General features: G+C 38.8%; 6 protein-coding genes and 2 pseudogenes. 6 read left to right on the forward strand and 2 right to left on the reverse strand.

Annotated elements, in window-relative coordinates:
* Positions 1–140 precede the first annotated feature (140 nt).
* Both cmoB and AC3DU7_RS17660 read right to left on the reverse strand, forming a co-directional pair.
* A complete protein-coding gene (cmoB, locus tag AC3DU7_RS17655) occupies positions 141–1,139 on the reverse strand; it encodes a tRNA 5-methoxyuridine(34)/uridine 5-oxyacetic acid(34) synthase CmoB (RefSeq protein ID WP_488040628.1) in 999 nt (332 codons plus the stop codon).
* 192 nt (positions 1,140–1,331) lie between these two features.
* A complete protein-coding gene (locus AC3DU7_RS17660; protein WP_488040629.1) occupies positions 1,332–3,683 on the reverse strand; it encodes a GAF domain-containing protein in 2,352 nt (783 codons plus the stop codon).
* Between the two features lie 773 nt (positions 3,684–4,456).
* On the opposite strand from AC3DU7_RS17660, the gene ffh reads away from it, so the two are divergent.
* The 6 genes and pseudogenes from ffh to AC3DU7_RS17690 all read left to right on the forward strand — a co-directional run.
* Positions 4,457–5,908 (forward strand): signal recognition particle protein, encoded by a 1,452-nt coding sequence (gene ffh / locus AC3DU7_RS17665; RefSeq protein WP_488040630.1) that lies wholly within the window; start codon positions 4,457–4,459, stop codon positions 5,906–5,908.
* A gap of 373 nt (positions 5,909–6,281) precedes the next feature.
* Positions 6,282–6,551: pseudogene (gene rpsP / locus AC3DU7_RS17670) on the forward strand (30S ribosomal protein S16); the annotation flags it as partial.
* A gap of 91 nt (positions 6,552–6,642) precedes the next feature.
* Positions 6,643–7,125: a KH domain-containing protein gene (locus tag AC3DU7_RS17675; RefSeq protein WP_488040631.1), complete on the forward strand. Its 483-nt coding sequence runs from the start codon at positions 6,643–6,645 to the stop codon at positions 7,123–7,125.
* A gap of 84 nt (positions 7,126–7,209) precedes the next feature.
* Positions 7,210–7,380, forward strand: coding sequence for a hypothetical protein (locus tag AC3DU7_RS17680; protein ID WP_488040632.1), 171 nt, complete (start codon positions 7,210–7,212; stop codon positions 7,378–7,380).
* Between the two features lie 28 nt (positions 7,381–7,408).
* Positions 7,409–8,362, forward strand: coding sequence for a PhoH family protein (locus AC3DU7_RS17685; protein WP_488040633.1), 954 nt, complete (start codon positions 7,409–7,411; stop codon positions 8,360–8,362).
* A gap of 361 nt (positions 8,363–8,723) precedes the next feature.
* Positions 8,724–8,820: pseudogene (locus AC3DU7_RS17690) on the forward strand (ChuX/HutX family heme-like substrate-binding protein); the annotation flags it as partial.

The raw sequence follows: 8,820 nt of genomic DNA on the forward strand, positions 1-8,820 counted from the left end.
TCCGGTTAGCAAATCGAGCTTCTACACTCAAAAAAATTGCTAAAGGGAGTAGGGAATAGGAAGTAGGGAGTAAGGAGAGGTAATTGTTAATTATTAATTATTAATTATTAATTATTAATTGTTGAACACTCCCCCGCTCATTATTTACGAGCGATCGCGTAATAGCGCCAAGGTGCAGGATAACCCTCAACTGTCAACGAAGGGTCTTCAGGATTAAGAAAATTTGACAAACTATCAATATTTGCCCAAGAAGTGCGCCGTTGCTCTACCACTGACAAAGGTTCGGCAAAAAAACAATTAAGATCGCTAAACCCCGCTCGCCCTATCCAATTCTCTAAGCAAGACTGAGTGGGGAGAAACCAAATACCTCGTGCTTGAGCATAACGTTTCCGAGGTGTGAGAGCTACTGGTAAATCTCCAGGAATACCTTGACAGTCAATAATAATTTCCCCTTTGGGTGCTAAAGCTTGTCTCATTTTGCGTAATAAAGCAATGGGATCGGTGTGATGATAGAGAATACCCAAGCAGAAAATGGTGTCAAAAAATTGGGAGTAATAGTGAATATGTTCAACCCCCAACAATTCAAACATCAGCATTTTTTGTTGCACAATATTTTGAATAAGTTGAAAATTCCAAAAATGTTTGGCAAAAGGTTCAAAACCAATAACTAATTCTGGTTGTTGAGCTACCATGCGAAACATAAAATAACCATTGTGGCAGCCAATATCGGCGACTTTACGATTTTTCAGAGAACTAATATGTGGCAAGATACGCTCCCATTTCCAGTCAGAACGCCATTCAGCATCAATGGTTATACCAAAAAGTTCAAACGGACCTTTTTTCCAAGGACAAAATGTTTGCAAACTGTTATGAAACCTTTGTTGTTGCTCTAGGGAAAGCTCCTCAGCACGACCGACTTTTATCGCTGCACCGGAAAAGTCGAAAAAATCACTTTTGATATCTGCAACTGTCTGTACTGCTTCGTAATACTTTTGAGTAGAGGTTTCAAATAATTTTTTGTGTCTTTCTTGACGGGTTTTTAATATCGTTTCTGTATCGATGGGGATATCATATTTATATAAATAATCTGAGGGAATATAACCGATTTTATTATTAAACATTATGCTAACTTGAGTCATTCTTGCGTAATGGTGAAGATACAACAGATTTCAGGTAAATGAGGTACACATAAGAATGGTAAAGTGTTTGTAGTGTGGGCATCTTGCCCGCGAGTGGTGTACCTGACTAATATGAAATACGCTGTATATATTTTTCAATTTCTCCCCCACTCCCCCACTCCCCTACTCCCCTACTACCACACTATGCAATGCCTACTTACTAGATGTAGCCTCCTCAGGCAACAGTACCTTTGCTCGAACAAACCGTAAACCACTTACTCCCTGTAGAGGTTCAACCCAACCACTCTCAATTTTATCCTCTACCCAACCTTCACGAACTAAATAACGGAAATACTGTTGATATTCTTGCCACTCTTCATCAGTAGAATAAACCACAGTCAACATTCCTGGTTGAGTTATCCGCTCCTTTGTTTCCCGATCCACACCTTTATCAATTCGCTTTTTAACAATCTCATAACGAATATCGCGAGTACCTCTAACATCAAACAATCTTTCTGTACTTTCATTGTGATAAATATCAATTGTAGAATTCTGCACTAATATCAGATGTACAACTCCCAAAGTTACTTCCTCAGATTCAGCTCTCAGGCGCAAAATTGTTCTAGCACAATCACAGATTGCTCGTAGTTGCTCGTAACGTAAACTACACAAATGAAATTGACTAAATTTAGGATTAATGGATTTCCCAACATACATCATGTGATCTATGCCATCAGTAGCCTCAAAATCGCAATGGTGGGGTAGAATTTCCTGCATCTGCTTCTGCCATTCTTCCCAAGTGCTTTGAAGATGGTAGTTAATTTTTTGCAACATCTGGTCATAGCGATCGCGAGCTTGATACACGCTATGATGTTCGTTGTCACAAGCAGCTAGATAAGCTTCTACAGCAATTTTGGCAGCATCTCCACATTTCACAAAATAATCAAAGTAAATTTCTAAATGTAAATGTAGATAATCTCGTGCTGTAATTTCACTATCCACTGATACTTTTTCTTCTAGAGACTTAATATATGCCAACAAATCTTGTCGTAGTTGCTGACAAAAAGCACTATCTTTTATTTGAGAAACACTTTCAACAATTGTCAACCCTAAGCAAAATTGTGTCAGTAGATCGGTTTGAATTGCCCGATTACGTTCGGTAGAAGAACCACGAATATCACAGATACCATAAAGAGGATATACATCTTCAAAAAATATTGTTTCTGGCGGTAATCCCCAACTACGCCGCTCTGCCTCTTGCAAAAATCGCCATTCCACTGACGGGTGAATATTACGAATATTTGTGAACCGTTGTTGAATTGTTTGACGAACCGCAGTAGTCAAAGGTGAAATAAGTTCCTGAGCGTGTTTGTAATCAGAGGGATAAAAATTGTTGGGGAGCTTGCTGGTTAATCCGATTATTCCCAATACTGCTTGAAGTCCAGAACTATCTTGTGGGCAGGAAGTTTTAATTACTAGAGGAATTAGCAACAAGGAGCGGACTCCTTTTTGATACAGATTTTGTTCGCACTCAGTTTGACAATGTATCTTTAAGTCAGGAATATTCTGAATTTGATTATCTTTAGCAGTTTTTAATACCGGAGAATCCTGTAGACACTGTTTGGAATATAGTCCAGGATAGTTACTTGTTGCTATATACTCGCTGCCGATAAATAATTTTAGTTGTTTTTCTCCTTCATTGCGCAGTAGAATCATATCATCTGCCCGGAAAAGCGCTCGCATTAATTTATCTATTTGCTGAAATTTCTCTCGCTGCATCAATGATTCTGGTTCCACTAACAGTTGAGTTAGTCTTCGTTTTTGTTCTTGAATAGTTACATCTAAGCCTTCGAGTAAACACAAACCCTCAAGTTGGAAATTTTCCAATTTTAACTGTTGGGCTAAAATTTCTAGATTTCCCGGTTGTATTAGCCAATCTATTTGTTCAGATGTTGACATTAATTTGAGATTGGTATCCGTAAAATCGTCTACAGTTTTGCCAACTCTTTGTACTTTTTGTTGCTCGCAACAAAACCAGAATTCTATATATTTTGGTTCTGAGTTTTGTGGGCAATTAATGGTTGATATGATCGAATAATTTTGAAATTGTAGATTTGCTGTGTCTATTTGATAAAGTTCTCTGAGTACCCAGTGCAAAACTTGCAGGCGGTAAATTTTTCCTAGTTCTGTTTTCTCCCAATCACTTACCAACTCATTGAGCTTAATGTTTTGCTTTGATTCTATTTCATCTAGCCGATCCATTCCCATTAGCTGGCAAAAAGCATGATTGGCATATTTAATGCTGAGGCTACTTGGTTCTACAATTGCTGTTAATATTCTGCTATGGTGTGGAAAATTTTCCAGTCGCTCTATTATTTGTTTACAAATTTTTAGTTGCTCGACTTGATTATGATGGGATAGCTGAGATGTTAGAGCTTGCAATAGTTGGTCTATATTTATACCCTCAGTGTTTTGATCATTTGGGATGGCAGAAGTTTTTCCTGGTAAAGCTTTTGTATTACATTTATTATTTTTATCTGTAATTTTTTGTTTAGAAGTATGCATATTTTTTGCACCTGATGTTTTGAATATTTATTTTATGTATCTGTGAAATCTATAATATTATGTTGACCAAACCCAAACGGATTTTTTAATGATTGGCCATCAAATTCAATGTAAAACTCATATATCTGGACAAGTAAGTTTGGGACTGGACAAAGATTTACTGGTATGTTAGTAATATTATGGTTTAAATCCCATCATATTGAGACTATTGACAGAATATATATATTATGATAGTCTTAGTAGACTGAATTAAGAAATAAATTAAGATCTACTAAGTAGGCTTTAAATTTAAGAAAAATTTATTTCTGTGGTTTTGAAGAAATAGATTGTTAAACGATTGGCGATCGCACAATAGTTGCTTTGCTAAAAAATATACATAGACATACACTATAAAAAAAATATTCAGAGATAAAAAAAATATTCAGAGATATTCAAAATTGCAGATGTGAAAAAAAAATAATATGCGCTAAATTTGCTACGTATCTATAGTATTGATAACACAGACCCAATATCCCTAGAACTCCCCTTGATTATGAGAATAAGAAATTAGGTTAAGAACAAAGGATGAGGTTGTTGTAAGAGAGAAAAAGCAATGAGTTAACAGATATGTTTTTAGAACTTTGAAGCAGCAATCAATAAAATTTGAACAGAATCTAATTGTCTATAGAAGAATGCTTTAGATTGCATAATTAGAAAAAAAATTAGGGAAAAAAATCAAAAAACTTTCAGATGATATATAATAAAATTTACTACTAGCTAGCTGAAATTGCTTTATGTTTGAAGCCCTTGCCGACCGCTTAGAAGTCGCCTGGAAAAAACTAAGGGGTCAAAGTAAAATAACAGACTCCAATATCCAAGAAGCCCTACGAGAAGTCCGTCGTGCTTTATTAGAGGCAGATGTTAACTTACAGGTTGTAAAAGATTTTATAGCCGAGGTTAGCACTACAGCTAAAGGTGCAGATGTATTAACAGGAGTAAGGCCAGATCAACAGTTCATCAAAATAGTCCACGATGAGCTGGTGCGTGTCATGGGAGAAACCAATTCTCCTCTAGCAAAAGCTGAACAAGCACCAACTGTCGTTTTGATGGCAGGTTTACAAGGGACAGGTAAAACCACTGCCTCAGCTAAATTGGCCTTACATCTACGGAAGGAAAATAGAAGTACCTTGCTAGTTGCGACTGATATCTATAGACCTGCTGCTATAGACCAACTAGTTACTCTAGGTAAACAGATAGATGTATCTGTATTTGAATTAGGCACAAATATAGATCCTGTAGAAATAGCTCAAAAAGGAGTTGAGAAAGCAAAGACAGAAGGCATAGATACTGTAATAATAGATACAGCAGGTCGGCTACAGATTGACCAAGAGATGATGGCGGAACTCGCCAAAATTAAAGCAGCAGTTGAGCCACTGGAAACATTGCTAGTAGTAGATGCAATGACAGGTCAAGAGGCGGCAACATTGACCCGTACCTTCAACGATCAAATTGGGATTACAGGGGCAATCCTCACAAAAATGGACGGGGATACAAGAGGTGGGGCAGCTTTATCAGTACGTAGAATTTCTGGCCAACCAATAAAGTTTGTGGGGGTGGGAGAAAAAGTAGAAGCCCTACAACCTTTCTACCCAGAGAGGATGGCTTCTCGGATTCTGGGGATGGGAGATGTACTAACCCTGGTAGAAAAAGCTCAGGAAGAGTTTGACATAGCTGATGCAGAAAAAATGCAAGAGAAAATTCTCTCAGCTAAGTTTGACTTTACAGACTTCTTGAAGCAAACGCGACTGATGAAGAACATGGGTTCTCTGGGAGGAATTATGAAATTAATCCCAGGAATGAATAAATTGAGTGACGATCAGTTGCAACAGGGAGAAACTCAACTAAAGCGCTGTGAGTCTATGATTAATTCAATGACAAAGCAAGAGCGCCAAAACCCAGAACTTTTAGCAAAATCTCCTTCCCGACGAAAACGTATTGCCAGTGGTTCAGGTTATGCTGAAAAAGATGTTAGTAAACTGGTGAGTGACTTCCAAAAAATGCGATCGCTCATGCAACAAATGGGCCAAGGAGGAATGCCAGGCATGGGAATGCCAGGTATGCCAGGTATGGGAATGCCAGGAACGCTAGGAGGTAGAACACCTCCAGGAATGCCAAACTACCCCGGTATGGGTGGTGGCAAAAAGAAAAAGAAGCAGAAAAAGAAAAAGGGCTTTGGGCAACTTTAAGAATGCGGTAGCAGGTAGTAAGAGTTCTAAAATATCTAGTGGCAAACTATAAATTTGACATTAAAGATGCCTAATACTTTACTTCGTTACCATGAAACATAAAAAATGACCGGAGAGACTTAGCCAAGTGGATTTATCCCCTGGTTGAATAACGACACGCGGGTAATAAAGCGAAGTAAAAATCTGCTCTGAAAGTAAGCTCACAGGTAGATTTTTGTCTACCCCGAGGAGTCTAGAAGTCTATTGACAGGCTGGAAGCAAAAGTGGATTATCCCCTTTGCAGTGTTTTTTTACACAGAATCCAGGGTGTTTTAACCCCCGGAGATGTCAAAATAATAGCTTACAATTCCAAACAGGAGTATAATAACTCGAAATGATCAAACTGCGATTAAAGCGATATGGAAAAAAACGGGAGACTAGCTACCGGATAGTAGCAATGAACAGCAGTTCCCGACGTGATGGCCGTCCATTAGAAGAACTCGGCTTTTACAACCCCAGAACAGATGAAACTAGACTAGATGTACCAGGAATTACCAGACGCCTTGAACAAGGTGCTCAACCAACACAAACAGTGCGTGACATATTGAGAAAAGCCAATGTCCTTGAATCACCAAGAACCGGAATTAACACCCAAGAGAACGTATCAGTTTCCCATGCAGAATCGACAGAAGCCGTTACCAATACCCAACCCAGCGAAGAAACTGCCAATACCGAAGCCAGCCAAACCAGTGAAAGTGAGTCAACTCAAACAGCAGTTGCCACTGAATCAGAATAATAATTCTCAGTCAGTTAATCCTGATTACGTGGAAATAGTGAAATGTTTAATTGAGCCATTTCTAGAGTCACCAGAATCTTTACGAGTGGACTGTGAAGTAAATCCTCGGCAAGCAAAAGCCTGGATTCGTCTGGCTTTTGACGAGCTTGAAAAAGGACGAGTATATGGTCGTGGAGGACGTAATATCCAAGCAGTTCGTACTGTGTTAGCAGCATTAGCTCAAACAGCAGGTCAATCCGTGCATTTGGAGATATACGAAAATCATTCAGAGACACCACGCCCTTCTCCTTCTTACTCTTACAGCAATCGAGAAGAAGGGACTTATGAGAGAAAGGCTATGCCAATTAGGAACCCATCCTACAGTAGACAAAGAGTATCCCGTACTCGTAGTACGACTCCAAGTCCAATTAGGTATAAACGAGATGACAATGGAATGAGGTAAAAATGATCGGAATGCCACCACTAAAACTTTGATTAGGGATAGTGGGGCATTACTTTAATTATTCTAAAATTGGAGGGTCAATTATTGATCGAAGTAGATAGATGGTTCCCTATTTGGAAAACCTATAGAAAAAATTTGTTTTTGGCAGTCTGCGATCGCTTCCTTTCCCCACCACCAAAAATTTTGAGAGCCTGTGAGCTAGCTAATGCTGGAACTTTGAGGAAGAAACAGAAAATATTTGTTAGAGGGTCTTAGCAAATATGGAACAGAGAAATATCTTGGCATGACAGAGACAGTAAGAGTAGAGCTGCCTACTATTGATAGCGCGATCGCCCTTTCTGGTTATCAGGAAGAAAATATTAAACTACTGGCACGACACACAGGGGCAAATGTTGTAATGCGTGGACAAGAATTGTCGATCGGTGGCACTGCTACTCAAATAGAACGATGTCAAAAAATTGTGCGATCGCTTGAAAGCCTCTGGAAAGAAGGTAAAACCATTACTGGAGTAGAAATTCTCACTGCTTGCCATGCCATTGATACTAACCGTCAAGATGACCTGCGAGAAATTCAACAAGATGTTCTTGTTAAGACTCGTCGTGGGTTAGAAATTCGTGCTAAAACTTTCCGCCAACGAAAATATGTACAAGCGATCCGTACCCGCGATATGACTTTTTGTGTTGGCCCTGCTGGCACAGGTAAAACATTCTTGGCAGCACTTCTAGCAGTTAAAGCACTTTTAGATAACCAATATGAACGTTTAATTTTAACGAGACCTGCTGTAGAAGCTGGAGAAAAATTAGGATTTTTACCAGGGGATCTGCAACAGAAAATTAACCCATATTTGCGACCCTTATATGATGCTCTTTATGAATTAATCGAACCAGAAAAAGTTACTACTTTGATGGAAAAAGGCACTATTGAAGTTGCCCCTTTAGCATATATGAGAGGTCGAACTCTGAATAACTCTTTTGTGATTCTTGATGAAGCTCAAAATACCACTCCTGCTCAGATGAAAATGGTATTAACTCGCTTGGGTTTTCGCTCAAGAATGGTGGTAACTGGAGATATTACTCAAACAGATTTACCCTTGAGTCAAAAATCTGGTTTAGCAGTTGCTATGAAAATTCTACGAAATGTAGAGGGTATTGCTATTTGTGAACTATCTCAAGCAGATGTGGTACGACATCCTCTAGTACAGAAAATAGTTGCTGCTTATGAGCAGTATGAAAATTGAAGAAGGCAGAAGGCATTCCCCCCTACCCCCCAGTAGGACTCATTCTCTATAGACACGGGGACGCGGAGACACGGAGATACGGGGATGGAGGCTTTTAATTTATGATGAAAATTTGACTTTTCACTTCACTGAAGTAGAACTGCTTATAACTGCCTTCCCATCAGGCTTTGAGAGAAACGTCAAAATTTAGAATGAAACAGCCCTGCTGCCTTTGAAAGGTGGAGGCAGAAGGGAAAATTGCTTATGGATAGTCAATGATCGGCCACTGCGTGTCTACAAACCCCAAATAATTTTAAGCACCGTTGACGGCGGGGTATTAAAATTATAAAAGAAAAGATAATTCAATAATATTTCTGTACTTATGACTACTAATCTAAAAGATTTTTTAGAAGCTTGCGAACAACTAGGAACTTTACGTTTAATTGTGACAAGTAGTGCTGCGGTATTGGAAGTTAGGG

Source organism: Okeania sp. (genome assembly GCF_983059655.1).

Coding starts and splice junctions, on each gene's coding strand:
- cmoB (WP_488040628.1), bottom strand. CDS start 1,139: ATGACTCAAGTTAGCATAATGTTTAATAATAAAATCGGTTATATTCCC.
- AC3DU7_RS17660 (WP_488040629.1), bottom strand. CDS start 3,683: ATGCATACTTCTAAACAAAAAATTACAGATAAAAATAATAAATGTAAT.
- ffh (WP_488040630.1), top strand. CDS start 4,457: ATGTTTGAAGCCCTTGCCGACCGCTTAGAAGTCGCCTGGAAAAAACTA.
- AC3DU7_RS17685 (WP_488040633.1), top strand. CDS start 7,409: ATGACAGAGACAGTAAGAGTAGAGCTGCCTACTATTGATAGCGCGATC.